This window comes from Micromonospora haikouensis (assembly GCF_000876225.1).
GTDB classification, from domain to species: Bacteria; Actinomycetota; Actinomycetes; order Mycobacteriales; family Micromonosporaceae; genus Micromonospora; species Micromonospora haikouensis.
This window is the reverse complement of record NZ_JXSX01000001.1, coordinates 1226155-1250671: the sequence shown is the minus strand read 5'-3', so window position 1 is coordinate 1250671 and position 24517 is coordinate 1226155. Positions and strand designations below refer to the sequence as shown.

The 24517-nt window shown below is 75.8% G+C and carries 23 protein-coding genes and 1 tRNA gene; 13 read left to right on the top strand and 11 right to left on the bottom strand.

Translation table 11 applies throughout. The features are described 5' to 3' along the window. Positions 1-3: 3 nt before the first annotated feature. Together TK50_RS05705 and TK50_RS05700 are read left to right on the top strand one after the other, a co-directional pair. Positions 4-1311, top strand: a complete 1308-nt coding sequence (locus tag TK50_RS05705) for a cytochrome P450 (protein WP_052503633.1) — start codon at positions 4-6, stop codon at positions 1309-1311. An 11-nt stretch (positions 1312-1322) separates the two neighbouring features. Next, complete coding sequence (locus tag TK50_RS05700; RefSeq protein WP_043961778.1) at positions 1323-2681, top strand: glycosyltransferase; 1359 nt, start codon at positions 1323-1325, stop codon at positions 2679-2681. Here TK50_RS05700 and TK50_RS05695 read toward each other — a convergent pair. After that, a complete protein-coding gene (locus tag TK50_RS05695) occupies positions 2658-5627 on the bottom strand; it encodes an AfsR/SARP family transcriptional regulator (protein WP_052503632.1) in 2970 nt (989 codons plus the stop codon). The two genes, TK50_RS05700 and TK50_RS05695, sit on opposite strands and share 24 nt — an antisense overlap. A 185-nt stretch (positions 5628-5812) precedes the next feature. Here TK50_RS05695 and TK50_RS05690 point away from each other — a divergent pair, with 185 nt between their 5' ends. The 4 genes from TK50_RS05690 to TK50_RS05675 all read left to right on the top strand — a co-directional run bounded on the left by TK50_RS05690 (position 5813) and on the right by TK50_RS05675 (position 9393). Beyond that, the gene (locus tag TK50_RS05690; protein WP_144420168.1) at positions 5813-6667 is read left to right on the top strand and encodes a hypothetical protein; all 855 of its coding nucleotides are present in this window, start codon (positions 5813-5815) and stop codon (positions 6665-6667) included. Between the two features lie 144 nt (positions 6668-6811). Continuing rightward, a complete protein-coding gene (locus TK50_RS05685) occupies positions 6812-7570 on the top strand; it encodes a class I SAM-dependent methyltransferase (protein WP_043961776.1) in 759 nt (252 codons plus the stop codon). A gap of 5 nt (positions 7571-7575) precedes the next feature. Continuing rightward, positions 7576-8481 carry a hypothetical protein gene (locus TK50_RS05680; RefSeq protein ID WP_043961775.1) on the top strand — a complete coding sequence of 302 codons (906 nt, stop codon included), beginning with the start codon at positions 7576-7578 and terminating at the stop codon, positions 8479-8481. 372 nt (positions 8482-8853) lie between these two features. After that, positions 8854-9393, top strand: coding sequence for a hypothetical protein (locus TK50_RS05675; RefSeq protein ID WP_043961774.1), 540 nt, complete (start codon positions 8854-8856; stop codon positions 9391-9393). A 4-nt stretch (positions 9394-9397) separates the two neighbouring features. On the opposite strand, the gene TK50_RS05670 is transcribed toward TK50_RS05675, so the two are convergent. Beyond that, positions 9398-11266: an AfsR/SARP family transcriptional regulator gene (locus TK50_RS05670; RefSeq protein ID WP_082106193.1), complete on the bottom strand. Its 1869-nt coding sequence runs from the start codon at positions 11264-11266 to the stop codon at positions 9398-9400. Between the two features lie 171 nt (positions 11267-11437). Here TK50_RS05670 and TK50_RS05665 point away from each other — a divergent pair, with 171 nt between their 5' ends. Further along, positions 11438-12301, top strand: a complete 864-nt coding sequence (locus TK50_RS05665) for an alpha/beta hydrolase (protein WP_043961772.1) — start codon at positions 11438-11440, stop codon at positions 12299-12301. Between the two features lie 111 nt (positions 12302-12412). Here TK50_RS05665 and TK50_RS05660 read toward each other — a convergent pair whose 3' ends face one another. The 7 genes from TK50_RS05660 to TK50_RS05630 all read right to left on the bottom strand — a co-directional run bounded on the left by TK50_RS05660 (position 12413) and on the right by TK50_RS05630 (position 19647). Beyond that, positions 12413-12871, bottom strand: a complete 459-nt coding sequence (locus TK50_RS05660) for a hypothetical protein (protein WP_043961771.1) — start codon at positions 12869-12871, stop codon at positions 12413-12415. A gap of 229 nt (positions 12872-13100) precedes the next feature. After that, positions 13101-13174 (bottom strand) — tRNA-Ala (locus tag TK50_RS05655). A 247-nt stretch (positions 13175-13421) separates the two neighbouring features. Next, positions 13422-14219 carry a divisome protein SepX/GlpR gene (gene sepX, locus TK50_RS05650; RefSeq protein WP_199485971.1) on the bottom strand — a complete coding sequence of 266 codons (798 nt, stop codon included), beginning with the start codon at positions 14217-14219 and terminating at the stop codon, positions 13422-13424. Between the two features lie 179 nt (positions 14220-14398). Next, complete coding sequence (locus TK50_RS05645) at positions 14399-15007, bottom strand: GNAT family N-acetyltransferase (RefSeq protein ID WP_043963925.1); 609 nt, start codon at positions 15005-15007, stop codon at positions 14399-14401. Between the two features lie 150 nt (positions 15008-15157). Continuing rightward, positions 15158-16471, bottom strand: a complete 1314-nt coding sequence (locus TK50_RS05640; RefSeq protein ID WP_043961769.1) for a molybdopterin molybdotransferase MoeA — start codon at positions 16469-16471, stop codon at positions 15158-15160. Then, the gene (locus TK50_RS05635; protein WP_043961768.1) at positions 16468-17469 is read right to left on the bottom strand and encodes a UTP--glucose-1-phosphate uridylyltransferase; all 1002 of its coding nucleotides are present in this window, start codon (positions 17467-17469) and stop codon (positions 16468-16470) included. The genes TK50_RS05640 and TK50_RS05635 overlap by 4 nt, the downstream gene beginning before the upstream one ends. 9 nt (positions 17470-17478) lie before the next feature. Beyond that, on the bottom strand, positions 17479-19647 hold the full coding sequence (locus TK50_RS05630; RefSeq protein ID WP_199485970.1) for a GGDEF domain-containing protein: 2169 nt from the start codon (positions 19645-19647) through the stop codon (positions 17479-17481). Positions 19648-19730: 83 nt separating this feature from the next. Between TK50_RS05630 and TK50_RS05625 the strand changes: the two genes are divergently transcribed. The 3 genes from TK50_RS05625 to TK50_RS05615 all read left to right on the top strand — a co-directional run bounded on the left by TK50_RS05625 (position 19731) and on the right by TK50_RS05615 (position 21622). Beyond that, the gene (locus TK50_RS05625; RefSeq protein ID WP_082106192.1) at positions 19731-20417 is read left to right on the top strand and encodes a 5-formyltetrahydrofolate cyclo-ligase; all 687 of its coding nucleotides are present in this window, start codon (positions 19731-19733) and stop codon (positions 20415-20417) included. Positions 20418-20435: 18 nt separating this feature from the next. Continuing rightward, complete coding sequence (locus tag TK50_RS32825; protein WP_241773931.1) at positions 20436-20870, top strand: FmdB family zinc ribbon protein; 435 nt, start codon at positions 20436-20438, stop codon at positions 20868-20870. Positions 20871-21106: 236 nt separating this feature from the next. After that, on the top strand, positions 21107-21622 hold the full coding sequence (locus TK50_RS05615) for a hypothetical protein (RefSeq protein WP_043961766.1): 516 nt from the start codon (positions 21107-21109) through the stop codon (positions 21620-21622). Between the two features lie 145 nt (positions 21623-21767). Here the strand turns inward: TK50_RS05615 and TK50_RS05610 are convergent, their stop codons facing one another. Then, positions 21768-21953, bottom strand: a complete 186-nt coding sequence (locus TK50_RS05610; protein ID WP_043961765.1) for a hypothetical protein — start codon at positions 21951-21953, stop codon at positions 21768-21770. Between the two features lie 66 nt (positions 21954-22019). Between TK50_RS05610 and TK50_RS05605 the strand changes: the two genes are divergently transcribed. Then, a complete protein-coding gene (locus TK50_RS05605; protein ID WP_043961764.1) occupies positions 22020-22370 on the top strand; it encodes a hypothetical protein in 351 nt (116 codons plus the stop codon). Between the two features lie 80 nt (positions 22371-22450). Here TK50_RS05605 and TK50_RS05600 read toward each other — a convergent pair whose 3' ends face one another. Next, complete coding sequence (locus TK50_RS05600) at positions 22451-22933, bottom strand: DUF2231 domain-containing protein (protein ID WP_043963920.1); 483 nt, start codon at positions 22931-22933, stop codon at positions 22451-22453. A 126-nt stretch (positions 22934-23059) separates the two neighbouring features. Here TK50_RS05600 and TK50_RS05595 point away from each other — a divergent pair, with 126 nt between their 5' ends. Next, positions 23060-23488: a Fur family transcriptional regulator gene (locus TK50_RS05595; RefSeq protein ID WP_043961763.1), complete on the top strand. Its 429-nt coding sequence runs from the start codon at positions 23060-23062 to the stop codon at positions 23486-23488. Between the two features lie 54 nt (positions 23489-23542). After that, positions 23543-24394 (top strand): oxygenase MpaB family protein, encoded by an 852-nt coding sequence (locus tag TK50_RS05590; RefSeq protein WP_043961762.1) that lies wholly within the window; start codon positions 23543-23545, stop codon positions 24392-24394. The last annotated feature ends 123 nt before the right edge of the window (positions 24395-24517 follow it).

Genomic DNA, 24517 nt, shown 5'->3' with positions numbered 1-24517 from the left:
CGGGTGGAGCTGACCAGACCGGGGACCCTCGTGCGCTGGGTCGACCGGCACGGCCTGGCCCGGCTCGGCATCGGCCTCGCCGCCCGCCGGGGCGACGCGCAGGCCCGGCTCTTCTTCGACCCGGCGATCCGCGACGACCCGTACCCGTTCTACCGGGAGGTCCGGGAGGCCGGCGCGCTGGTCCGGGGCCGGCTCATGTGGAGCACCACCCGGCACGACGCGGTCGTCGCGGTGCTGCGCGGCGAGGCGTTCAGCAGCGACCCCGGCTCACTGCCGGCACCCGGCCCGCTCGCGGTGCTGCGCCGCCTCGGCCGCAGTGGGCGGCCCATCGGCCCGGCCGACCCGCCCTCGATGCTGGTCGTCGACCCGCCGGCGCACACCCGCTACCGCCGCCTGGTCGCCAAGGTCTTCACCCCCCGGGCCATCGAGGGGCTGCGGCCACGGATCGAACGGCACGCCTCGGCCCTGCTGGACGACCTGTCCCCGGACGCCGCCGGCACCGTGGAGGTGATCGGGCGCTACGCGAGCCTGCTGCCGCTCACCGTGATCGCGGAGATCCTCGGCGTGCCGCAGCACCTGCGGCAGCGGTTCCTGGCCTGGGGCGAGGCCGCCACCCCGACGCTCGACCTCGGGCTGACGCTGCGGCAGTACCGTGCCGCCGAGGCCGCCATCGGGCAGCTCAACGGGTGGCTGCGCGGGCACTTCGCCCGGCTGCGGGCCGACCCGGGCGACGACCTGCTCAGCCGCCTCGTGCACCTCGACAGCGACGGCGAGCGGCTCACCGAGGAGGAGCTGCTGGCCCTCGCCGGCCTGCTGCTGGTGGCCGGGTTCGAGACCACGGTCAACCTGCTCGGCACCGGCATCCACCTGCTCGTCCGCCACCCCGACCAGCTCGCTTCGCTACGCGGGCGGCCCGACGGGTGGGCCAACGCGGTGGAGGAGATCCTGCGGTACGACTCGCCCGCCCAGACGACCGCCCGCTACTGCCTCACCGACACGGAGGTGGTCGGCGTACGGGTGCGCGCCGGGGAGGTCGTGGTGCCGATGATGGGCGGCGCGAACCGGGACCCCGCCGTCTTCGCCGACCCGGACCGCTTCGACGTCACCCGCGCCAACGCCCGCGACCACCTCTCGTTCTCCAGCGGCGTGCACTACTGCCTCGGCGCGGCGCTCGCCCGGCTGGAGGGTCAGCTCGGGCTGGCCGCGTTCTTCGAGCGCTACCCCGACGCGGCGCTGGCCGGGGTGCCGCGCCGCCGCCCGACCCGGGTGCTGCGCGGGTACGACCAGTTGCCGGTACGGCTCCGGCCGTAGGAGGGACACCCATGCGCTCCGTCCTCTTCGCCAGCCCCGCGCACCCGGGGCAGCTCAACCCCCTGCTCGCCATCGCCGGGGAGCTGTCCCGGCGCGGCGAGCCGGGCCTGTGGTTCGCCGCCGAGGAGGAGGCGCGGGACCGGGTGGCGGCCCACGCCACCGGCAGCCCGCTGCGCTTCCGCTCCACCGGCGACACCGTGCTCCGCGTCGACGACGAGTTGTACGCCGCGATGACCCGGGGGCCGATGACCACCGCCGGCCTGGTCGCCCTCGCCCGGCAGATCCGGATCCCCGAGGTGGCCGACCGGGTGCGGGCGCGGACCCTCGAACAGATCGACGAGATCCGGCCCTCGCTGATGGTGATCGACATGCTGAACCTGGGCGCGCTCGACGCGGCGCTGGCGCGGGGCGTGCCGTACGTGCTGAGCCTGGCGTTCCCGCCCAGCAACGTCTACCTGAGCCGGCTGCCGTGGGACTATCCGACGCCCACCTCGGGGCTGCCCCGCCGGCTGGGCCCCCGGCAGCGGTGGACCAACCTGACCTTCCGCGCCCGCCTGCGGCTGTCGCTGCTGCGCGCGCTCGCCGGGCAGGCCCGGCACCGCCGCGCCCAGCGGATCGACAACGCCTTCGGCGACCCCGAGAAATACAGTGCCGCCGCGACGGCCGTCTTCGGCTACACGGTGTTCGGGCTGGAATATCCCTTCCCCGCGCCGGAGCACCTGCACCTGCTCGGTCCGATGGTGCCGCCGCGCGAACCCGCGCCCCGCCAGACCGCGCCGGGCGGACCGGCGGCGGGCGGGCTCGCGCCCGGCGCGGAGCTGATCGGCTGGCTCGACCGGCAGACCTCGGTCGTCTACGCCTGCCTGGGCACCCTGGCCCGGCTCACCGGCCCGCAGGTGCGGGCGTTCGCCGAGGCGCTGGCCGCGATCGGGCCCGAGCACCAGGTGCTGTGGAAGCTGCCCGCCGCGCAGCGGCACCTGCTGCCCGGCCCGCTGCCGCCGCACGTGCGGATCGAGGAGTGGATCCCGTCCCAGCTCGACGTGCTGGCCCACCCGAACGTCCGGGCGTTCGTCTGCCACGGCGGGGCCAACGGCTTCCACGAGGGCGTCCACTTCGGGCAGCCGATGCTGATGACCCCGTTCTGGCTGGACTGCTACGACATCGCGGCCCGCGCGGTCGACGCCGGCGTCGGGCTGGCGCTCGACCGCCCGCCGCACGTCGACGCGGGCGAGGTGGCCGCGAAGCTGCGCCGGCTGCTCACCGAGGAGAGCTTCCGGGAACGCAGCCGGCACTGGGGCGAGCAGTGCCGCCGGGCCGGCGGGGTGGGGCGGGCCGCCGACCTGGTGCTAAAGCTCGCCGCCAGCCACTGACGCCGCCGGGGCACCCGCCGCGCTGGCCACCGACGCCGCCGGGGCACCCGCCGGCGCTGCGGCGGCCGGGGCGGCGAGCTTGGCCCGGGGCCGGTCGGCGTCCGGATGGCGCAGCTCGTCGAAGATCGCCAACGCCTCCCGCCACGCCCGGCGCGCGGCGTCCAGGTCACCGGCGGCCCGCAGGCTGTCACCCAGGTTGTCCAGCACCTCCGCCTCGTCGTACCGGTCGCCGAGTTCCCGGTGCAGCGCCAGCGCCCGCCGGTAGCAGTCCGCGGCCCGGTCGTGGTCGCCGAGGCCGTGCTGGACGTAGCCGAGGCTGTCCCAGGTCAACGCCGCGCCGTGCCGGTCGCCGTTCTCCTCGTGCAGGCGCAGGGCCGCCCGGCAGCAGCGCAGCGCCGGCCCCGGCTCGCCCAGCCTGGCGTGCATCCAACCCAGGTTGTTGAGCGCCTTGGCCTGCCCGACCCGGTAGTCGGCGGCCCGGTACAGGTCGAGGGCCAGTCGGGTCTCGGCCAGGGCGGCCCGCAGCCGGCCCTGCCGCGCCAGCACCCAGCTCACCCCGAGGTGCGTGTGCGCCCGGCCGGTGTCGTCGCCCAACTCCCGGTAGAGCTCCAGGTCGCGGCGGTAGTGCCGGTGCGCCGCCTCGTGGTCGCCCGACCAGGTGCAGGCGATGGCCAGGCCCCGGTGCGCCAGCGCCTGCCCGGCCAGGTCACCCCGGCGCAGCGCCGCCGCCAGGGCGGTCCGCTGCGCGGCGGCCAGCTCGGGCCAGTGCCCGCTGCGGTCGAGGTACGTGGTGAGGGCCGCCGCCAGCGTCCACGCGTGCCGGTCCAGCCCGGTGGCCGCCGTCTGCTCCACGCAGGCCAGCAGGACGTGGTGCTCGGCGGCGAACCAGCCGGTCGCCCAGGCGTGGTCCGGCCGGTCGCCCACCGTCACCCCCTGCTGCGGCGGCGGCAACGCGGCGGGCCGGGCCAGCCGGTACGGGTCGAGCAGGTGGTCCGCCGCGTGCGAGGCGTGCAGGTAGTGGTCGAACAGGCGACGCCGGGCGGCCTCCCGCTCCGCCTCCGGGTCGAGCCCGTGGCACAGCTCCGACGCGTACGCGCGGAGCAGGTCGTGCATCGCGTACCGGCCGGGGGTGCGCTCGGTGAGCAGGTGCACCCGGGTCAGCCCGGCCAGCAGCGGGCCCACCCGGGACGGCGGCAGGCCGGTCAGGCTCGCCACCGCCGGCCGCGCGGCGTCGGGACCCGGGTGCAGCCCGAGCAGCCGGAACAGCCGGGCGGAGTCGGCGTCCAACGCCCGGTACGACCAGGAGAAGACCGCCCGTACGTCGGTCGCGGGGTCGCCGGTGGCCAGCGCGGTCAGCCGGTCCGGGTCGGTGTCCCGCAGCTCGGCGGCGAGGGCCGCCAGCGGCGCGGCGGGCTGCCCGACGGCCCGCGCCGCCACGATCGCCAGCGCCAGCGGCAGGCCGGCGCAGCGACGGACGATCTCGTCCCGCGCCGCCGGCTCGCGGTCGGCGCGGCCCCGGCCGAGCCGGCGGCCCAGCAGTTCCCGCGCCTCGGCCGGCGGGAGCAGGTCCAGCGCCACCGGGTGGGCCCCGTCGGTGACCATCAGGCCGGTGAGCCGGTTGCGGCTGGTCACCACGACGAGGCTGCCCGGCGAGCCCGGCAGCAGGGGGCGCACCTGCTCGTCGTCGCGGGCGTTGTCGAGCAGCACCAGGACCCGCCGGTCGGCGAGCAGGGTCCGGAACAGGGCGGCCTGCCCGGGCAGGTCGGTGGGCACCCGCTGGGGCGGCACGTGCAGCGCCTCCAGGAAGCCGCGCAGCGCCTCGCCCGGCGGCACCGCCCGGCCGTCGAGGTCGAACCCGCGCAGGTTGACGTAGAGCTGCCCGTCGGGGAAGCGGTGCGCGATCCGGCGCGCCCAGTGCACCGCCAGGGTGGTCTTGCCGACCCCGGCGGTGCCGGCGATCGCGGAGATCACCACCGCCCGGCCCGCGCCGCCGCCCGGGTCGGCGTCGGCCGCGTCGGCCGGCAACAGGGCGTCCAGCTGCCGCAACGCCGCCGCCCGCCCGGTGAACCAGGCGGGCTGGCCGGGCAGTTGCGTCGGGGGCGGCCCGGCGGGCGGCGTGGGCTCCGGGGGCGCGGGCCCGGCGGGCGGCGGTTCCGGGGCTGCGGGCCCGGCGGGCGGCGGCGGTTCCGGGGGTACGGGCCCGGGCGGCCACTGTCCCCGCAGGACCCGCAGGTGGGCCCCGCTCAGCTCGGGGCCGGGCTCCACGCCCAGCTCGTCGACGAGGCGACGCCGGGTCTCGGCGTAGACCCGCAGCGCGGCGGCCCGCTGGCCGCAGCCGGCCAGGGCGAGCAGATACCCGGCCACCAGCGGTTCCCGCAGCGGATGCTCGGCCACCAGGGGGCGCAGGGCGCGCGCGGTCGCGGCGAACCGGCCGAGGCCGAGTTCCACGGTGGCCAGCCGCTCGCAGGCGAGCAGCCGCTGCTCGTCCAGGCCGGCGGCGGCGGTGTCGACGAAGGCCCCGGCCGCGCCGGCCAGCGCCGGCCCGCGCCACAGCGCCAGGCCCGCGCGCAGCAGCCGCGCCGCCTCCGCCGGCCGCCCGGCCGCCTCCTCGGCCCGGGCCCGCTCGACCGCCTCCGCGAACTCGGTCAGGTCCAGCTCCGTCCCCCGTACGGTGAGTCGGTAGCCCCCGCCCTGGGTGACCAGGAGGTCGCCCGCGCCCGCGTCCCGCAGGGCCGACCGGATCCGGGAGACGCAGACCTGCACCTGGGTCCGGGCGCTGGCCGGCGGGTCGTCGGCCCAGAGCGCCGCCACGAGCTGCCCGGCGGGGACCAGGCGGTCGGCGTTGAGGAGCAGCAGCGCGAGCACGGCACGTTGCTGGGGGCGGTCGATGGGAAGGACCCGCCCCCCGGCGGTCACCTGGACGGGGCCGAGGAGGGACCACCGCATGGCTTTCCTCGTCAGTCGTGATCGGACGACCACAGTCTATGGACGGCGGGGGCGGCGCGGCCGGCGACAAGCGGTCGGATAGCGGACGACAAGCGGCCCCGCCCAGGCTCTCCCCATCGCCGGCCCACGGGTGCGGCGAGAGGCGAACCGGCACGACGCCGGCCACGGTGGACAGGGAGAGCGACATGCGAGTAACCAGGGGACAGGGCGCGCTGACGGTCGTCGCGTCGACGGCGGCCGTGATCGCCGCCATGGGCTGGGCGGCGCCGGCCTCGGCGACGCCGGCCGGGCTGGAGACGGTCACCCAGTCGGCGGCCGAGAGCAGCGTGGACAAGTCGGCGCTCGCGTCCTGCCCGGTCGGCAAGGTGGTCACCGGGGGTGGCGGATACCTCCCCGCCGGCTCGTCGGCCGCCGGTCGGGTCGGGCTGGACCGGCTGGAGCCGCTGGCGAACGGCACCGGCTTCATCGCGACGATGCGGGAGGTCGGCCCGGTCAACTTCGCCGGTGACTGGGGGCTCCAGGCCCTCGCCCAGTGCGCCACCGCGCCGGCCGGCTACCAGGTCGTGGCCACGACCGGGGCGGCCGGGACGGAGTACGTCACGGCGAGCTGCGGGACGAAGAAGGTCATCGGGATGGGCGGGCGGGTCAACAGCGGCCTGGGCGACGTCGTGCTCGACCAGGTGGTGCCGTCGTTCGACCTGACCTCGGTGACCGTCCGGGCGGTCGCGGTGCAGGACACCTCGCCGGCCGGCTGGAGCGCCACCGCGATCGCGGTCTGCGCCACCGCGCCCGCCGGGCTGGAGCGGATCGTGGTGACGGGGACGGGCGCGAGCAACCCGTCCGACAGCACCTTCAAGTCGTGCCCGGCCGGCAAGGGGCTCTACAGCGCGGGCGCGGACATCAATGCCGGCAACGGTCAGGTGCTGCTCAGCGCCGTCAACATCACCGGGGGCACCACCGTACGGGTGGGGGCGCACGAGGACGCCGACGGCTTCGCCGGCTCGTGGAGCCTCAACGCGTACGGCATCTGCGGTAGCTGACCCGGCGGGCCGGGGCCACCGAGCCTGGTGGCCCCGGCGGTTCCGGCCCGCCGGGCGTGGCCTTGTTGCGCCCCGCCCAGTATCGTCTCGATGTATCGATGCGATACATCGGATACAGGCTTGACGGGCGAGGGAGCGCGGCGGATGAGGCGGGTCGACTACGACCGGGAGCAGCACCAGCACTACGCACGCGCCCGGGCGCTCACCGAGCAGCAGTCGAGGGCATGGCTGAGCGCGTTCGCCGCCGCGCTGCCGCAGCGGCGCCCCCTGGTGGGGCTGGACGTCGGGTCGGGGACCGGCCGGTTCACCCCCGCGCTGGCGCACGCGTTCGGGCCGGTCACCGGCATCGAACCCGCAGTACGCATGCGCGAGGTGGCCCAGGCGCAGCCCCCGCACCCCGACGTGCGCTACCTGGCGGGCTCCGCCGAGGACCTGCCCGTGCCGGACGGCAGCGCCGACTACGCGCTCATGTTCCTGTCCTGGCACCACGTCCAGGACAAGCCCCGCGCGGCCCGGGAGCTGGCCCGGGCGCTCAGGCCGGGCGGGCGGCTGCTGTTGCGCGGCAACTTCAGCGACCACCACCCCGAGCCCTGGTGGCTCGACCACTTTCCGCGCGGCCTCGCCGCGGACCTCGCGCAGTTCCAGCCGCTGCACGAGGTCGTCGCGATGTTCACGGCGGCCGGCTGGCGGGTCACCGGCTTCGGCACGGTCACCCAACCGTCCGAGGGCACCCGGGCCGACGTGCTCGACCGGCTGCGCCTGCGCGCGCTCTCGTTCTTCTCCCAGCTCGACCCCGACGAGGTGGAGGCCGGCCTGCGCAGCATCGAGGAGGCCGTGGCCGCCGACCCCGACGCGCCGTCGCCGCCGCTGTCCGAGCCGCTGCTCACGCTCGAACGGCGCTGACCGGCGTGGCCGGGTCCGCCGATCCCCTGGCCGGGCTCGACCAGGTCCCGTGGGGGTCGCTGCACCACGCGTACGGGCCGGCCACCGACGTACCGGGCCAGTTGCGGGCACTGCGGTCGGCGGACGCGCCGACCCGGAGCCGTGCACGGTCCGAGCTGTCCGGCACCGTCCACCACCAGGGCACGCGGTGGGAGGCGAGCCGCCATGTGGTGCCGTTCCTGGCGGCGCTCGCCGACGACCCCACCACCGGCGACCGGGCGGAGGTGGTCGGCCTGCTCCGCGCGGTGGTGCTCGGCGACCGGCGCGACGACGCGCTGCCGTTCGACCCGCGCCGGGCCTTCGCCGCCGCCGACGGCATCACCGACGACCAGGCGACGCTGGTGGCCCGCCACCTGGCGGCCGGGGACCTGTGCGAACACGACGAGGTCGCGGGCCTGGCCGGCGACGCGGCGGTCCGCTGGGCGGCCGATGCCTTCCACGCCGGGGCAAGGCACACCGACCGGTACGTCCGCTGGCTCGCCGAGCCGGACCCGCAGCTCGCCGGGCACGCCGCCGAGCTGCTCGCCTGGTTCGCGCCCGACGAGGCGGCCCTGGCCGGGCTCGTCGCGGTCCCCGCCGACGGGGCCCACGCCGCCGCCCGGGCCAGCGCCAACCTCACCCTCGGCCACTGTCCGGTCGACTCGGCGCGGACCGACGCCCGCCTGAGCAGGCTGCTCTCGGCGAACACCGCGGTCGTCCGGGTCACCGCCGCGGTCGCACTGGCCCGTCGGCTCGGCGACCGGCTGCCCGACCGGGCCCTCGACGTCCTCGTCGAGGCCCGCGGCGCGGACTTCGACGCCGAGGTGCCCGGCTGGGACCGGTCGGTACGCGGGTTCGTGGCGCTCGCCCTGCACCGGCTCGGCCTCGGCTGACGCGGCGTCAATCAATGGGAGTTGCGCTTCCCGCAATACCGAAGACATTCTTCCCACGCGCCGCAAGTGCAATCCGAAACAACCAATCGATGAACTCGGACAGAATGGCGACACTCGGATCGGCGGTCGCATTCTTGCGCGGCGGTCGGGGCCACTGCGAGACTCTGACCAGGCGGATTCGACGAGCGGCACGACAGCCGACCATCCACTATGCCCTTTTCCCCGAAGCATTCCTGGGCATGTGCGTGCCCAACTCCGGCCGCCGCGGAGAGTCGCCGCGGAAAAGAGCGACCGATCTGCCGCATTCGTCGAACCCGACTGGCTCCAGCACCTCCCCGACCTGCTCGATCACGACGCACAGAAGGACGCGTAATGACGAAAGTACGTCCAGGCTGGACCCTCCGGGCGTTCGCCGCACTGTCGACCGTCGCCCTCTCGGCCGCACTGCTCGCGGTGGCCGGGCCGAGCCAGGCCGCGGGCAGCGCGGCGAAGAACCAGGGCTCCCCGCTTTCCGCCGGCACCGCGACCTATTCCGCGCAGGCCACGACCGCTCGCGGTCCGCTCGTCGCGACGGCCAAGGTGGGCGCGTTGGACATCACCTGCACGCTGACCCCGTCCAAGCCCTTCGTCTACTACGGCGGCCCGTACGGCGGCGGCGAGGAGGGCATCGCGACCGTGCGGTGCACCCAGCCCGTGTACGCGATCCAGGTCGAGGTCGCCCTGTTCCGCTACAGCAGCCAGGTCACGTACAACACCCACACGAGCTACAGCACCACCACCGCGAGCGCCGACACCGAATACCCCCGGATGTCCGGCGAATACCGCACCGGCGCGGACGCCTACATCACCTGGACCTACGGCGGCCCCACCAGCTTCATCCCGCTCACCTTCAGCGAGATCGCCTACCTCTGACGAGTCAGCCGGGTCGCAGCGCGGCGTCCAGCGCCGCCAGCTGATCCGCGACGGGGCCGACCGTCAGTGCCCCGCTCGACGCGCCGGCCCACTCGACCGCCGCCGGGGCGAGCGCCCGCCTGGCCCGTACCATGGCGGCCCGGTCGGCTGCGGCGGTCGCGGCCCGCCCGAACAGGCACCACAGCGCCTCGGCGAGCAGGTCCGCGGGTGGGTCCGGCACGTCGGCGAGCGCGGTCCGACCCGGTTCGAGCAGGGGACGCACCCACGGCTCGTAGGGCCCCCACTGGTCGTCCGCGGAGGCGAGCGGCAGGCCACGGCGCAGGCGCAGGCCGAGCAGCGCCAGCGGCAGCAGGCCGTCGCGCATGCCGGGCATGCCCGCCTCGTCCAGCCGGGCCGCCGCACCACGGTACAGCGCCTCGGCCCGCGCGACCGGCGCCCGCTCGGCGACGTCGGCACGCAGTGCCCGATACCACTGGGTGAACACGCCGACCAGGGGACGCTCGTGCCGACCGGCCAGGTCGTCGGCGGCCTCCGCGTGCCGGTCGGCCCGGTCGAACGCGGCCGTCGCACAACTGGACTGCAGCCGAATCAGGTGGCCGAGTACCTCCGCGGAGGCCAGGCCGTGCCGGTGCGCCAGGCGCACCAGCTCGGCGCCGATCCGATCGCGATGCACGGAGCCACCGGTGTGGTGGCAGCTCTGCATGAACACGCCGTTCAACGCGAACGCGAGCAGCGCGGGGTCGTCCAACTCGCGGGCGATCGCTTCGGCCTGCCGGGCGTACTCGCGTGGCCGCAGGTCACGGGTGCCGCGCGACTCGATCGCGATGGTGGCCAACAGCCGGGCCCGGACGGGGTCGGGGCCGCCCGGGGGGAGGACCGCGAGGGCCCGTTCAGCGGCGGCGACGATGCCGGCGGCATGCGCGGGGTCGTCGGCGCGCGGCCAGATGGCCGGCACGTCGTACGCGCCGATCACCCGCGCGGTCACCGCCGGGTCGCCGAGCTGCTCGGCGGCGGCGATCGTCGCCGCGCGCTGCTCCCGGGCCGCCACCAGGCCACCCGCTCCGGTCACCGCGAGGTTGCGCAGCAGGCCGACCGCCGACTCCAGCCGCACCCGGGCACCACCGGCGAGCACCCGGTCGTAGGCGGCGACGGCCCGCATCAACACCTCGCCGGCCGGATCGGGTCGGGCGGGCCCGGCCAGGCGCGGCTCCTGCCGCAGGATGTCGGTCTCCAGCTCGCGCAGGGCCGGGCCGGGCTCCACGCCCAGGTGGCCGGCGAGCAGCTCACGGGCCCGACGCAGGACGGCCAGGGCATCGCCCTGCCGACCCGACCGATACAGGGCCAACGCCAACAGCCGCCACCCCTGCTCCCGCCACGGATGCGCGATGACATGCTCGTCGAGGTCGGGGACCGCCTCGGCGGCCCGCCCCAGGTCGAGCCGGGCCTGGGCCCGCCCCTCGACGGCCTGCAGGCGCAGTTCGGCGAGTCGGGAGCGGTCGGCCCGCGCCCAGGCGGCGTCCGGGAAGTCGGCGTACGCGGGACCGCGCCACCAGGCGAGCGCCTCGTCCAGCCGGACCAGCGCCGCGGCCGCGTCCATGGTGCCGGCGTCGGTGACGGCCCGCTCGAACCGCCAGGCGTCCACCTGGTCGGGCTCGCAGCGCAGTGCGTACCCGAGGCCCTGGGTGACCAGCAGTGAGGCCGGTGCCCGCGGCGGACGGTCCGGCTCGACCGCCCTGCGCAGCGCCGCGACGAAGGTCCGCACGGCGGACACCGCGCCATCCGGAGGCGACACCCACAGATCATCGACAAGATCACTGACGGGTACGACCCGGCGGCGGGCCACCAGCAGTCGGGCCAGTACCGCACGATGCATGGGGCCCTTCAACGCGACGGGACGCCCCTGTGCGTCCTCGGCGACCACCGGGCCGAGAACGCCGAACGTGACAGGCCCACGGCGCACGGAGCCACGCTATCCCGGCGCTCATCCGCTGCTCATCCGAACCTCGGACAGTGGTTGTCGACCCGCGAGCGAAAGGTGCGAATCATGAAGTTCGACTACGTACGCGTCCCCGTCGCCGACGGCGTGGAACTCAACACCGCCGTGGCCGGCTCGGGCAGCCCGATCGTCCTGCTGCACGGCTTCCCGCAGACCCACCTGATGTGGCGGCACGTCGCCGCCGAGCTGGCCGTGGAGCACACCGTGATCTGTCCCGACCTGCGCGGGTACGGCGCCAGCGACAAGCCGGCCGAGGACGGGCCGGACACCTACTCCAAGCGGACCATGGGCGCCGACGTGGTGGCCGTCGCGAAGGCGCTGGGCCACGACCGGTTCGCCCTCGCCGGGCACGACCGGGGTGCGCTGGTCGCGATCCGCACCGGGCTCGACCACCCGGAGCACGTCACGCACCTGGCGTCGCTGGACGTGCTGCCGACGCTCGACATGTGGAACGTCATGCACGGAGTCAGCGCCCAGGTCGGCTTCCACCTCTACCTGATGGCCCAGCCGCCCGGCCTACCCGAGAAGATGATCGCCGGGGCCTCCGACGACTTCTTCGGCCACTTCCTCGATCTGTGGACCAACGACCCGCAGGCCATCCCCGCCGACGTCCGCCGCGCCTACCTCGACGCCGCCCGCGCCGCCATCGGTTCGATCGTCGCCGACTACCGGGCCTCGGCCGGCATCGACATCGAACACGACCAGGCCGACCGCGACGCCGGTCGCACCCTGACCATGCCGGTCACCGTGCTGCAGCAGGACTGGGGTTCCATGCTCGGCTTCGACGCCGCCGGGCTGTGGAAGGCGTGGGCCCCGGACCTCCACCACGTCCCGGTCACGTGCGGCCACTTCATGGCCGAGGAGGCTCCCGGCCTGGTCGCCCGGGAGATCCGCGCGTTGCTGACCCGCTGAGCGAGCGCCGGCACCCGGGCCCCGGTTCCCGTCGACCACCCGGCTTCACGGGAGGGTCGTCGGGAAGCCGGGGGCCTCGGCTACGGCCAGCGGGCCGATCCGGTCCGCCACCTACGAGGTGTGGCCGTTGTCCCGGTACTCCGCCTCGCACTTCAGCGAAGGGCCGAGGTCGACGCAGACCTGCAGCCCGGCCTTCATGATGTCGCGGGAGGTGTTCAGCTCCTTGCCGTCGTACGGGCCCCAGGCGTCGCTGTCGCACGTGCCGTCGTCCTCGTGCCAGGTGCCGTTGGCCCACGAGCCGTCCCGGAGCTGGGCGCGCGCCCGCGCGATGACGCGGTAGTTGTCACCGGGGCAGATGTCGTTGATGGTCCAGTTGTTGTACGTCACCGAACGTGCCGAGGTGAAGTTCAGGTCCGCCCGCGTCTCGCCGCCCTCGCCGCTGCCGCCGGACGGGTACGTCCACACCCGCGTGTAGACGGGGCCGTCCTCGGCCATGGCGGGCATCGGGCTGGCGACCAGCAGCGCGGCCGAAGCCACCCCGACACCGAAGATCCTGACAGAAACGCGCATACCGGAGCCTCTCCTCACGCAGCGATGCCCTTTTGCTCACGGACGGCGTTCATGCTTCCGGTCCGGAGCTGCGGCGTCCAGCCCACAGATCGAAACCGGTCAAACCCCGACCGCCGCCGGGGAAGGTTGCTCGACCGCAATACGCACCCTGGGCGCCGCCGGAGGCGGCCGTGATGCACAAGATCGAAAAAGGCCGTCTCCGAACTACGGAGACGGCCTTTCAACTGGGTGGAGCTGAGGGGATTTGAACCCCTGACCCCCTCGATGCGAACGAGGTGCGCTACCGGTCTGCGCCACAGCCCCTCCGCCGGCGAACCGGCTTTGGTCCCACCTGGCTTGCACCAGGCGGGCCGGCGACAAGACTAACAGCACACCCGCCCGCCATGCGAATCCACCCCGCCGACCCGGCCGATGCCTGCTCACGGGGCCCGGTCGACGCTCGCCATGTCGGCGACATGGCGAGGTCCAAGGGGCCGGGATACCGCCATGTCGCCGACATGAAGCCGATCAAGCGCGAGTCGATCAAGCCGGGCCCGGCGGGAGAGGCCGGTCAGGCCGAGTGGGAGGTGCGGCCCGACTGGTACGGGCGGCCCCGCAGCCCGCCCGCCCGCCGGTACGACACCGAGCCGCCGCCGCTGGCTGCCGGCGGCAGGTCGGCGGGACGGTCCAGGCCCATCGCCGTGCGGCGTACCGCCTCGCGCTGGGCCGCCAGGCGGCGCTGGGCCTCCCGGCGGGCCGCTGCCCGGCGGGCCTGCTCCCGGCGCACCTCGGCCTGCCGGGCGGCCAGCCAGGCGGCTTCCCGGGCGTGGGCGCGTCGGCGGCGGCGCTCGGCGAGGGCCCGCTTGCGCAGGTGCACCACGTACGTCACCAGGAGGGTGGCCGTGACGGAGGAGCCGATCCAGAAGCCGGGGCCGACGACGGCGACCCCGATCAGCTCGACGACGTTGAGCAGCAGCAGGGCGGCGAGCACCCGCCGCCTGCGGTAGATCGCCGGGGTGTGCGGCCGGCGGCGGGGCGCGGCCCGTCGACGGGACTTCGCGGCCGGGGGCACGGCGCGCAGCCGGCCCCGCCGCCGCGTCGGGGCGGGCGGAGCGGAGACGGGGGCAGAGAGACCGCCCGTGTTCGCATCTTCACTGAGGGTGACAACGAGGGAGCGGGAGGGGTTGACCGGCCGGCGCCCGGGGACAGTGCGTCGCCGCCGGCGGCGCTGGAGCACCCGCGCCGTCGACTGCGCCCGCTCCGCCACCAGCCGCTCGGTGGCGTCGTACCGGCGAACGAGCGCCGGCGCGAGGGCGAGCAGACCGGCGGCGGCGAGGACGGCGAGGAGCACCGAGGTCGGCACCCTCACCCCTCCCGTCACCAAGTTCGGGGCAACCGCCGTACGGCCGCAGGATCTTCGACGGACCCCGTTCCGGGCGGTCGAACATGCGGTCGTGCAGCGCTTGCCGCAGCTTGCAGTTACTTGAGGTTACGGGCCGCCGACCGCGTTGATTGTGCGCCGCGCCGATCAGGCGGGGGTGGGACGGTTCACCCCGCGGTGGCGCGCAGCCGGTGCCAGCGGGCCAGCAGGCCACCCTCGGCCGCGACTTCCTCGCTGGTCATGGCGTATCCGATGTGGTCGCGCCACGCACCGTCGATATGCATGTAACGCACGTGGTACGACTCCTCGCGGAAGCCGAGCTTCTCCACCACCCGGCGGGACGGCTTGTTCTCCGGCCGGATGTTGACCTCGATCCGGTGCAGCCCGCCGGGGCCGAACGCGTGGTCCACGGCGAGCGCCAGCGCGGTGGGGATGACGCCCCGCCCGGCCACCCGGGAGTCCACCCAGTATCCGACGTACGCCGAGCAGAACGCCCGCCGGACGATGCTGCCGACGTTGAGGTGCCCGACCAGCCGCTCCCCGCCGTGCTCACGCAGGCAGACGGCGAACGGCATCCCCTCGCCGGTACGCGCCGAGCGGCGCTGGTCCTTGTGGACCCAGCGGAACGCCGCCGGGGAGTTCAGGTCGTCCCAGTTGCCGGGCAGCGCAGACTCCCACGGGGCCAGCCAGGCCCGGTTGGTGCGGCGCACCTCCGACCAGGCCGCCGCGTCCGAACGTCGGTAGGGTCGCAGCAGCACCGGACCGTCCGCGAGCACCACCGGCCACCCTGGCGACCGCCCCGACCACAGTCCACTCACCGGGCCAGCCTTCCGCTCGCGACTGCGGGGCTCGCAAGCTCACTCCTCGCGCTCACCGAGCCGACCTTCCGCTCGCGACTGCGGGGCTCGCAAGCTCACTCCTCGCGCTCACCGGCGCCGGTCCAGCAGGAGGACGTCCACGGTGGAGCCGGCGGCGGCCGTGGTGACCCGCTCGCCGAGCACCATCAGCCCGTTGGCCTCGGCCAGGCCGGACAGGGTGAACTTCCCGCCCGGCAGCGGCTGGACGGTGTAGCCGCCGCCGCGCCGCTCGGCGACGTGCGCGGGGCGGAACTCGCGCAGCCCGCCGGGCGAGGTGATGGTCTCCAGCAGGTGCGCGCGCACGCTCGGCCGGAACACGGGCTCGGCCCCGGCCAACAGGTTGATGGCGGGCCGGGCCAGCACCTCGAAGCCGATCAGCGCCGCGCCGGGTTCACCAGGAAGACAGACCACCGGCACCTCCTCGGCGCCGACCGTACCGAACCCGAGAGCGGTGCCGGGATAGAGGGCCACCTCGGTGAAGGTGACCGGCCCGGCCCGGCCGCCCTCCCGGCGGGACAGGATGCGGCGCACCATGTCGCCCGGCCCGGTGCCCGTGCCGCCGGTGGTGATGATCAGGTCGGCCCGCAGGGTCTGGTCCTCCAGCAGCCCGCGCAGCCCCTCCGGGTCGTCGTCGCAGATCCCCACCCGGTACGCCAGCGCGCCCACCTCGGCGGCGGCGGCGGTCAGGGCGTGCGAGTTCGCGTCCACCACCTGGCCGGGCTGGCTGCCCCGGCCCACGTCGACCAGCTCGTCGCCGGTGGCCACGATGACCACCCGGGGGCTGGGCCGCACCACCACGTGCCCGATGCCGGTGGCGGCGAAGACGGCCACCAGGGCCGGGGAGACGTACGTGCCGGCGCGGGCGAGCAGCGTGCCGGCCGGCAGTTCCTCACCGGCGCGGCGCACCCCGTACCCCCGCTTGGGGGTGCGGAAGATCTCCACGGCGGCCATGCCCTGGTCGGTCCACTCCACCGGCACCACCACGTCGGCGGCGATCGGCAGCGGGGCGCCGGCGGCCACCGAGAAGCAGGCCCCCGGGGTGAGCCGCACCGGCCGCCAGCTCGCCGCGCCGAGGTCGCCGACCACGTTGAGCCGTACGGTGCGGGACCCGGACGGGCCGGAGCGGCCGGCGTATCCGCCCGCCGCCCGGCCCGCGCCGGAGAGGTCGTCCCAGCGCGCCGCGTACCCATCGACGGCCGCCTGGTCGAAGGCCGGGTAGGAGTGCGGCGCGACGACGTCCTCGGCGAGGACGTTGCCGTACGCCTGGGTGAGGTCGAGGTCGAGCGGAGGCAGCGCGCGTAACCTGCGCAGCACGCTGCCCAGGTAGTCGGCGAGCGGCGTCAACTCGTTCGCGGCCGCCTCGGCGTCGGCCGTCGCGGTCATGTATTAGGACCGCCCGACGCCTCGCGCATGCCGTTGAGGATCGCCTCGGTGACGGTCTCGTCGCCGTTGTTGACGAACTCGGCGAGCCACTTGCGGAACTCCGCGCCGAGGTCCTCGCGCTCGCAGGCGAGCTGCACCACCGTCTGGAGGTAGCCCAGCGGCATCCCCGTGTCGTAGCGGGTGCCCCGGTAGACGATCGCGTGCACCGGGACGCCCTCGGTGCGCAGCAGCTCCATCGCGTCGGTGAGCTGGATCTCGCCGCCGCTGCCCGGCTCGGTGCGCCGGATCGCGTCGAAGATCCGCCCCGGTAGCACGTACCGGCCGAGGACGGCGAGGTTGCTGGGGGCGTCCTCCGGCTTGGGCTTCTCGACCATGCCGGTGACCTTCACGACCTCGCCGATGTCGGTCAGCTCCGGCTCGGCGGCCTCGACGGAGGCGATGCCGTACCGCTTGGTCTCGGCCGGGTCGACCTCGAAGAAGGCCAGCACGATGCCGCCGGTGCGGGCCTGCAGCTCCAGCATCGCGGGCAGCAGCGGCTCGGACGGCTTGACGAACTCGTCGCCGAGCAGCACCGCGAAGGGCTGGTCGCCGACGTGCGACTCGGCGTAGCCGACGGCGTGGCCGAGGCCGAGCTGCTCCGGCTGCCGGCAGGTGTAGATCTCGGCCAGCTCGCTGGGGCGGCGCACCGCGGCCAGCCGCTCGGCGTCGCCCTTGGACTCCAGCCGGGCCTCCAGGTCGGGCCGGCGGTCGAAGTGGTCCACCATCGATGTCTTGCCGCGCCCGGTGATCAGCAGCACGTCGCCGATGCCCGCCTGGGTGGCCTCCTCGACGATGTACTGCAGGACCGGCCGGTCGACGACCGGCAGCAGCTCCTTGGGCACCGCCTTGGTGGCCGGCAGGAACCGGGTGGCCAGGCCGGCGGCCGGGATGACGGCCTTGACCGCGCGGGAACGACCGGTTGCGGTGGCCGCTGAGGGGTTCGCTGAGTGCTCCGACATGTCGCGAGACTATCGGCCAAGGCCGTGTTGCGACGGGTGAGGACCGGAAGACGCGCCGCCGGCCCGGGGCAGGCCGTCGGCCGGGCTGACCGAACCGGCCGGCACGGCCAGCTCCTCCACCGGCGGCCAGGGCCGCGCCTCGGCCAGCCGCCAGGTGTCCCGGCCCGCCGCCTTCGCCGCGTACAGGGCGTCGTCGGCCGCGTCGAGGACCTGCTCGCCGGTGGAGGCGTGGTCCGGGTAGACGGCGATGCCGACGGAGACGGTCACCCGGATCCGCGCCCCGCCGCCCGAGTCCACCGGGACGGGGGTGTCCCGGGTCGCCGCGCCGAGCCGTTCGGCGACGATCGCCGCGCCCCGCGCGTCGGTCTCCGGCAGCAGCACCACGAACTCCTCCCCGCCCTGGCGGAAGGCCAGGTCCACCTCGCGGATCTCGCCCCGCACCCGGCGGGCGAACTCGACGAGCACGGCGTCCCCGGCGGCGTGCCCCCAGGTGTCGTTGACCTCCTTGAACCGGTCCAGGTCCAGGGCGAGGACGCTCAGCATCCGGCCGAACCGGCTGGCCCGCTCCACCTCGCGGCGGATCGACTCGCGCAGGTAGCGGTAGTTCCACAACCCGGTGAGCGGGTCGGTCAGCGACAACCGCTGGGCCTCCTCGTGCACCCGCACGTTGTCGACCGCCACCGCCGCGTGCCCGGCGAAGGTCCGCAGGGTCTCCAGGTCCGCGTCGTCGAACTCGTCCCCGCCGAGCCGGTCGTAGAGGACCAGCACGCCGAGCGCCGCCGCCGGGCCGCCGGGCGTGCCCGGGTCCACGCCGGACCGGATGCCCGGGTCGGCCGGGCCGCCGGGGGCGGCGAAGGGCACCGCGACGTACGTCTCGCAGCGCGGCTCCCCGGCGGCCTCCGCCACCGGGTCGGCCCGTCCCCGGCGCGGCTGGCCGGTCGCCGCCACCGCGCCGACGATCCCCGCGCCGACGGGCACCCGCAGGCCGGCCGCGCCGGCGGCCTCCGCCTCCACACCGGCGTCGGGCGACCAGCGCCCGTCGAGCCCCTCGGCGCACCGGCCGACCAGGACGCCGCCGTCGACCAGCAGCACCGCACCGGCCCGCGCCCCGGTGGCCGCGATCGCGCTGTGCAGGATGACCCGCAGGATCCGTTGCAGGTCGTGGGTGCTGGCCAGGGTGTCGCCGAGCACGGCGAGGTGGCCGCGCAGCTGGTCCCGGCTGCTGGTGAGCGCCTGCACGTAGATGCCGGTCTCCCGGGTCATCCGGTTGAACGCGCCGGCCAGCCGGCCCAGCTCGTCGCGGCTGCGCACCGGCACCCGGGTGGCGAGGTCGCCGTGGGCCACCCGGTCCGCCGCGCCGGCCAGCTCCACGAGCGGGCGGGTGGTGACCCGGGCCAGCCGCCATGCGGCGGCCACCGCCAGCAGCCCGGCCAGCAGCACCGCGCCGACCAGCGCCGCGTACAGGTCGGGGGGCTGCTCGCTGGGGACGGAGAGCACCAGCGGCAGCGGCTGGCCCGGCGCGGGGAGGACGCGGCGGACGTACCGGCCGTCGCCCGTGCCGGTGACCTGGTCGCCGGCGGCCCGGCGTGCGGCGGCGAGCACCCCGTCGCGTACGGCCGGGGCCTCGGTGGTCTGCGCGACCCCGACGGAGCCTGGCGCGCCGTCGAGGAGGGTGACCGCGACGCCGGTGACCGCCGCGAGCCGCGCGACGAGGCCCGGGTCGACCGGCTGGGCGGTGACGACCGCGCCCAGGTCGCCGCCGGCCCGGTCGCGCAGCGCCACCCGGGCGGCGAGCGCCGCGACCGGCCCGGCGGCCGGGTCGGCGGCGCCGCAGTCCCGCCAGGGCGCGGCCGGGGCACCGGGGGTGGCGTAGGTCGGGACGCCGGCCACGTCGGTGACGAGCACGGCGGCGGCGAGGCCCCGGCCGACCACCTGCCCGGCCGTGCCCGCCCGCCCGGCCGCGTCGGGGGCCAGGGCGACCGCGTCGGCCGCCGCGCGCAGCTGCTGGCAGAGGGCGTCGACCGAGGTACGCACGGTCGCGGCGGCCAGGCCGAGCCGCTCGGCCGCCCGGTTGCGGTCGACGGTCGTCATGGTCAGGCCGACGAAGAACGCCCCGAGCAGGACCGGGCCGAGCACCACCGTGAGGAAGGCCGCCGTCAACCGCCCGCGTAGCGTCAACGCTCCCCCCGGAAGTTCCGCGCCCGATGTAGCGATGCTGACACAGTGCGACCGCGAGACAAACGTTGCGTCAGGAGTGTTGCGTGCCGGATTTTTCTGATGAAGCGGAAGTGACCCACGAGGCGAAGCGGCAGGCGCGGGTGGAGCTGCTCGCCCGCCGCCGCGCGCTGCCCGCCCCGGCGCGGGCGGAGGCCGCGGCGCGCGTCCGGGCCGCGCTGACCGATCTGGTACGCCGGCTGCGCCCGGCCCGGGTCACCGCGTACGTCCCCGTCGGCTCGGAGCCGGGCGGGCCGGAGCTGCCGGAGGCGCTGCGCGCGGCGCTGCCGCCGGGTGGCGAGCTGCTGCTGCCGGTGCTCCGGGACGACCTCGACCTGGACTGGGCGGCGTACACCGGGCCGGGCTGCCTCGTCGCGGCCGGACGGGGCCTGCGGGAGCCGACGGGTCCCCGGCTCGGCCGGGCGGCGGTCGCCGACGCGCGGCTGGTGGTGGTGCCCGCCCTGGCGGTGGACCGGCGCGGGCGGCGGCTGGGGCGCGGCGGCGGCAGCTACGACCGGGCGCTGGCCCGCGTCGGCACGGACGCCCTGACGGTGGCCCTGCTGCACGACGGCGAGCTGGTCGCGCGGCTGCCCGCCGAGCCGCACGACCGGCCCGTCCGCGCGGTGGTGAGCCCCTCCGGCGGGCTGCGTACGCTGACGGGCGACTCCGTGTCGGTCCGGGCACTTCCGCTGGACGAACCCGGGTCCGATGACGCACCATTGGCACTCGAATGAGTCGAGTGCCAACCGGCTGTGCCAGATCCGGAGGAGACCGTGCCCACGTACCAGTACGCCTGCACCGAGTGCGGCCAGCAGCTCGAGGCGGTGCAGTCCTTCTCTGACGAGCCGCTGACCGAGTGCCCGGCGTGTGCGGGGCGGCTGCGCAAGGTGTTCAACTCCGTCGGCATCGTCTTCAAGGGCTCGGGCTTCTACCGCACCGACTCCCGCTCCGGCTCGGACGCGGCCAAGAACGGCTCGGGCAAGCCGGCCGCCTCGGAGTCGTCCTCCGGCGGCGACTCCGGCTCGTCGGGCACGTCGGGCGGCTCGTCCGCCGGCTCCTCGGCGTCGTCGGGCTCGTCCGGGTCGTCGGGCTCCTCGGGTTCGTCGGGGGCCTCCGGTTCGTCGGGGTCGTCGGGCTCGTCCTCGTCGAGCGGCACGGCCAAGGCCCCCGCCTCCAGCGCCTCCTGACGGCAGCGGCTCCGGGCATAGGAGATCTTGGAAGAAACGGGCCCCTCCGGGGGCCGGAATCTTCCAAGATTCACGCCGTGCCCGTGCCATAGCAGATCATCGGCCCCGGTGGGCGTTGTCCACAGGCGGCCCGGTTGTCCACAGGTTCCGCCCCTGGCCGGGCGGGACGGCCCCCGCGCGGCCTAGCCTGCTGCTCCCGGCACCGCACTGGTGCCGGGGGTGGGCGGGAGGGCCGGATGGGGAACGCCGGGGCGGACACGGGATCACTGCGGCCGCTGCGCCGGCCCCGGCTGCCGGGGCGGGCGACGCTGCTGCGCGCCGCGCTGGTCGCCGCACTTCTCGGGCTCGCCGCGGCGGTCCTGCAGACCCCGTCCGGCTGCCCGCCGCCGGCCGGCGACCGCTCCCCCGGCCCCGCCGCGCCACCGCCCGCCGAGGCGGCTTCCGACCCCGCCGTGCCGCCGGCTGCCCTGCCGCTGCCCGACGGGGCGGTCGGGGTGCCGATCCGGCTGGCCGAGCCGGCCGCGCTCGCGGTCGTCCGCCCCGGGGCCCGGGTCGACCTGCTCGCCGTACCGGCCGGTCGGCAGGCCGGTGACGCCGACCTGCTGGCACCCCGGGCGCTGGTGCTCGACGTGGTCGGTGCCGGCGCGACCGACGGCTCCTCGGCGCTCTACCTGGCGCTGCGGCCCGAGCAGGCGCACCGCGCCGTCGGGCTCCCGGAGGGCAGCCGTTTCGCGATCGTGGTGCGGGGATGACGCTCCTGCTGGCCGACCCCGTCGGGCACGGCCGGCCGGCCCGCGAGCCCGGCGAGGGCTCCGGTGCGAGGGTGAGCCGCCGTCACCTCCGAGGGAGTCGCGGCTGGCGTACGGGTGGGAGGGCCATGCGGGGCCTCGGCGGCGCTCAGCTCCAGTGCGGGGGGCGCTCGGCGAGGAGCCAGTCGTCGTTGCCGCCGGACGTCTCGCCCCAGCCCCGGTCCGTGTCGTCGGCCGTCTGCTCGGGCAGCACCACGAAGTCCTCGCTCAGGTCGACGGCGCGATCGTCGTCGCCGCGCGCCTGCGCCCCCGGGTCGATGCTCACGAACGGCAAGACTACCCGGGTTCCGGCCCGCGTCCGACCGGCCACCCGCCCGGACGGTTGGTAGCGTCGGTCGGCGTGACCACGCCCAGCGGTGACCGCCCCGAGGACGACTACTGGCGTCGACCGCCCGACCCGGCCGACGGCGGCATGACCGACGACCCGCCGCGCCCACCGGGGCCCGGCCCGTCCGGCGTCGACCCGCCCACCGGCTACGGCGGGCCCCCGCCCACCACGCCGCCGCCGCCCGGGTGGCGTCCCCCGCTGCACGTGCAGGCCGCGCCGCCCCGCGAGCTGCCGCCGCAGGACATGGCCGGACTGGACGCGGTCGAGCAGCGGGCTCAACACGTCACCTGGGGCGTCGGCGCGGTCGCCGGCGTGGTGCTGCTGGTCCTGCTCTGCCTGCTGTGCTCCAGGGCGTTCCGCTGACTGCGGCTCCCGGGCGTCCGCTGACCGTTCGCGTGGTCCGGGCCGGCTGACCCGCGCCGTCCGACCCGGGCCGCGTCGGCTCAGAGCACCCGGCCCCAGGCCGCCTCGGCGCCGGAGTCCCCGGTGAGGAAGACGTAGACCAGCGAGGCCACGCCCAGCACGACCACCACCACCGTCAGCAGCAGGGGCGCCCAGGACGGCAGCCGGGAGACCCGGTCGTCGTTGCGGGTCACCAGCAGCAGTGCGATGGCGGCCACGGCGAGCCCCACGGTGAACCAGAGCAGCGTCTCGGCGTACTCCGAATGCTCGTGGATCTGCGCGAGCAGGGCCTGGTCGAAGCCCTTCTCCTCGAACGCCTCCTCCAGGGCCTCGCCCGTCTCGGTCGACACCCAGGTGACGATCGGGGTCAGCACCGCGAGGCCGGCCACCGCCCAGCCCAGCCGGGGACGCCACCTCGGCACCAGCCCGTACGCGCTGGCCAGCAGCGCGAGCAGCGGCACGAACACCACCGCCGCGTGGATCACCAGGATGTGGCTTGGCAGCCCGTTGATCTCCCTGAACACCGACACCTCCGGCCGTGGACGCGATCCCCGCGGCGTCAGCGTACGCCGCCCCGGCGGCTGTGGCCCGGACCACCCAGGTCAGGAGCTCGCTTGTCGCCCGGTGCACCCCGTGCTGTCATTGACTTCATGTCCGGTGGCGAGGAACTGCTGCGGTCGAGGGGCCTGCGGGTCACCCGGCCGCGCCTCGCCGTGCTGGACGTCCTCTCCGCCGGCGGTCACCTGGAGGTCGACGAGATCACCCGGCGGGTGCGGGAACGCCTCGACTCCGTCTCCACCCAGGCCGTGTACGACGTCCTCGGCGCGCTGTCCCGCGCCGGGCTGTCCCGCCGGATCGAGCCGGCCGGCAGTCCCGCCCGGTACGAGGCGCGGGCCGGCGACAATCACCACCACGTGGTCTGCCGGGGCTGCGGCGAGATCGCCGACATCGACTGCGCGGTCGGCGAGAAGCCCTGCCTCGACCCGAACACCGCCCACGGCTTCGAGGTGGACGAGGCGGAGGTCACCTTCTGGGGGCTCTGCCCCACCTGCCAGGCCCGCCGCAGCGCCGACGACTGACACCGCCGTCCCGCCCCGACCGGGCACACGGCCGGGCGTGGCACCCTTGGTCGGGTGGACTCCGATGACCTCGGCCTGTTCGGTCCGGGATCGGTCACGTGGAAGGTGCACGAGGAGCCGATCCTGATCGTCGCCGGCCTGCGCTCGCTCTACCTCCAGGCGCTGCACCCCCGGGCCATGGCCGGGGTGGCCCAGAACAGCAACTACCGCACCGACGCGTGGGGCCGGCTGGTCCGGACGGCCACCTACGTCGCCACCACCATCTACGGCACCACGGCCGAGGCCGAGGCCGCCGGGGCCCGGCTGCGGCGGCTGCACGGCCGGATGCGGGCCACCGACCCGGACACCGGGGAGGAGTTCCGGATCGACGAGCCGGAGCTGCTGCGCTGGGTGCACGTCACCGAGGTCGAGTCGTTCCTGAGCACCGCCCGCCGGGCCGGGCTGCCGCTGACCGACGCGGAGGTCGACGGCTACTACACCGAGCAGCGCCGGGCGGCGGCCCTGGTCGGGCTGGACCCGGCGGACGTGCCCGGCACGGCAGCCGAGGTCGCGGACTACTACCGGCAGGTCCGGCCGGCGCTGCGGATGACCCGGGAGGCGGCGGAGACGGCCGTCTTCCTCACCGCCCCGCCCCTGCCGTGGAAGCTCAACCTCCCGGCCCGGGTCGGGATGAACCTCGGGCCGGCCCGGCTGGCGTACTTCGGCGTCGCCGGCACCGCGTTCGCGCTGCTGCCGCCCTGGGCCCGCCGGCTGTACGGCGGCCTGGGGCTGCCGACCACCGAGCTGTCGGCCGACCTGACCGTCCGCGCCCTGCGGCTGGCGCTGACGGCCCTGCCGCAGCGCTGGCGGGAGGGGCCGTTGCAGCAGGCGGCGAAGGAACGGGCCGCCCGCCTGACCCCGCGCTGACCGGGCGGGGCCCGTCCGAGGCCGGCCCGCCCGGGGCCGAGGGCTCGGCGTCATGTCGCCGGCATGGCGGCATCCCGCCGCTCGGATACCGCCATCAGCCCGACATGACACGCCCGCCCCGCC